A 2,878-nucleotide genomic window follows, 5' to 3' on the forward strand; every position below is an offset into this window, starting at 1 on the left:
GCATGGCGGGATCCATATCACGGAAGCAACGACCCCGTGGTGTGCGCTTAGTGGCAAGTCTCCTCTTGAAGCAGTGGATTTCCCGGTTCCCTTTAAAGGTGAGCAGGCTGTGCGATGCATGGCTGACGGAGAAGTGATTGCTTACCGCATCTGCAGGGATTATCTGACGATTGCATGGGAATCCGGTCCGCTGAACTTTTCCGGTTCGTTTGTTCTGGTTAAACACTTTATTCAACCGGGGGAGAAAGAAACCAGCGGACTACATTTCTATACCCTGTATATGCACCTGGCCCCCTATTCAGCCTATAGTGTCAATCCGGCGGAAACAGAGTGGACAGTCCAGGATACGCTTACTGCCTACGATCCAGAATGGGGCATGACCGCCAGAACCAACAATAAAAGTACCAGTGAAAGCTATCGCAAGGGCACGATTCCAAAAGGATCTATTGTTGAGTGGGATAAAACAGACAGCGGCCTCCATACCATTGCATTTAATAAGCGAGAGTATGGCCTTGTTACCTTTGTTAGCCTCTCAGAACAGGCGTTGAAAAAGGGCAAGAAAACATCCCTGAAACCAGGGCGGCAATACTGGATGCTTGTGGACAAAAACAACCTGTCTCCTGGCACTGATGGGGCGGTACAGCCTTCCTGGTGGCAGAAACTCATGCCTCCAGCAAAAGAAGCGATGAAATTTGACCAGGTAGTATGCCCGACTCCCTTTGCTATCAGCGCAGGTGACCCTGTTGGTCATATGGGATATTATCAGGCACCTAAGGATGGAGGATATGAAGCGCGATACCAGGTTCATATCGAATGCACGAGTATGGATGATAACCTGGAAACGTTCCTGACCAACCCTGAGCAGGTTGGAGAAAAGAATCCAATCTGGCTGAAGTACGCTCCGGGACTTGCGTTGTACAAAAAAGATGTTGCAACAGGAACATTCACAGAAGATACAAGGGCAACAACCAGGGCAGGGATCCTTCCACTGAGTCAGGTGCAAACGGAAGTCGATACGTCGACCAAACAGGAATACTGGCAGTTGCGACCAGAAAATGCTTATGCGCCCAAAGGGCAGGCTGAGCCTCAGCTTCTGTCACAGTATGATTTGGCGAAGCTGGGCTTCAGAACTGAAACCTCAGAGCCTGCCAGTTTTGATTACCTGGATGGAAAAAAACAGCCCACTGGATTCTTCCGTAATCTTATTGATTCACTCTACCAGGCCGCAACCGATGATTCGCGAACCAGTCATGCGCTGGTGAAGCATAATTATCAGCGTCTGCTGGATAAAATTGACAGCGGAAGTGACCACTATTCTCCAATGGAGTACTGGAGAGCACTTCACAATCCCGACTATCGTGACGTTATTCAGAAAACAATCGTAAAACACCCAAGCGACTGGTACTTCAAAAAAGGCGATGCTCTCTGGCAACAGTTCCTCAATGCGCTGAAAAAAGATGCGCCAGAATGGAAGAAATACAGCGAAGATTTTATCGATAAGATGGCCTGGATGCAGGATGTTACAACAGAAAAACTGGGGCCTTCATTATGGCACATGCATCCAGTATTATTTTTAGGAGCATTGCAGAACAGAAATAAACTTATATGGATCAAAATGGTTGAAAAGAGATTCGGTACAGAAATTGCTGAATCATTTAAACAAAAGGTCGTAGAAGTAGGTAATGAACTATCAATTGACCCAAATTATATAATGGCATGTATGGCGTTAGAAACTGGGGAGAAGTTCAATACATCTACAAAAAACCCTCATTCTTCTGCTACCGGGTTAATTCAATTCATGTCTGACACTGCAAAAGACTTAGGGACAACAACTTCTAAACTTGCCGCCATGACACACGTAGAGCAGATGGATTACGTGAAGAAATATTTTGAAATGCAGGCTAATAATTTTAATTACCCTACTAACAAATGGACATTGGGCGATGTATATCTTTCAATTTTCACACCAGCAGCAATGTTACTCAAAGATACAGATATCGTATATTCAAGCGGACAACGTGCCTATGCGGTTAACCAGTTCCATGACAAAAATAAAGATGGCAAGATAATTAAAAGTGAAATTGTAAAAAACATAGACGAATTTTATGCAAAAGGGTTCAATTATGAAGGCTAATTTTATGAAGCTTACATCAAAGAGTTTTCTTCTTTCCATTCCAGTCATTTTTTATTTCTGTGGCACATCTTCATTTGCAAGTGAAGCACCGCATGTAAACACAACTGTAGATAAAGGAATATGTAGTATTCAGATAGATGGCGATACTATCGACAATTACAAATGTGATTACTCCCGCGCACCATCTATTCTAAACTACTCCTATTTATACGAAGCCGATAAGCAAATGCTTGTTATAATTGATAGCCCAATGGGTAATGCTTGTGATGGTGGACCGTTACATATTTATAGCAAAACAGAAGATGGAAAATTTAAACCTCTGAAGACAATTGACTTCTGTGGTGGTCATTACCCATCAATAACCAGTGGCCCAGAAACATTCAAGATAAATATACCTTCAATCGCTGTCGATGGCACAAGTAAAAAGATCCCGGCTGAGACATGGGAATTAAAGAATGATGAATTAGTTAAGAAATAAGAAAGAGGAATTTAATAGTGCTCCAGATTATCCGTAAAGGCGATAAAACAACCCACGGAGGTTCAGTACTGACCGCTTCAGAAACGATGAAATTCGGTGGTATCGGTGTTGCCCGAAAAGGCGACAAAGTGTCATGTCCGGTTCTGGGACATGGCCTTACAATCATCGTAGAAGGCAACCCTGATTACCTTGATCATGGTATCCCGGTTGCGTTTCACGGTCACAAATGCGCCTGTGGTTGTACGTTGATCAGTTCATTTACCGCT

The 2,878-nt window shown here is 43.8% G+C and carries 2 protein-coding genes and 1 pseudogene; all 3 read left to right on the plus strand.

Features of this window, described 5'->3' with window-relative positions:
• Positions 1-2,134 (plus strand): annotated as a pseudogene (locus D9597_RS22845) (hypothetical protein); the annotation flags it as partial.
• Complete coding sequence (locus D9597_RS22850; protein WP_130224900.1) at positions 2,124-2,612, plus strand: hypothetical protein; 489 nt, start codon at positions 2,124-2,126, stop codon at positions 2,610-2,612. The pseudogene D9597_RS22845 and the gene D9597_RS22850, both read left to right, overlap by 11 nt.
• A 17-nt stretch (positions 2,613-2,629) precedes the next feature.
• On the plus strand, positions 2,630-2,878 hold a 249-nt coding region (locus tag D9597_RS22855), incomplete at its 3' end, for a PAAR domain-containing protein (protein ID WP_130224902.1).

Origin of the sequence: Escherichia sp. E13S3 (assembly GCF_004212325.1) — a bacterium.
Taxonomy (GTDB): Bacteria; Pseudomonadota; Gammaproteobacteria; order Enterobacterales; family Enterobacteriaceae; genus Escherichia.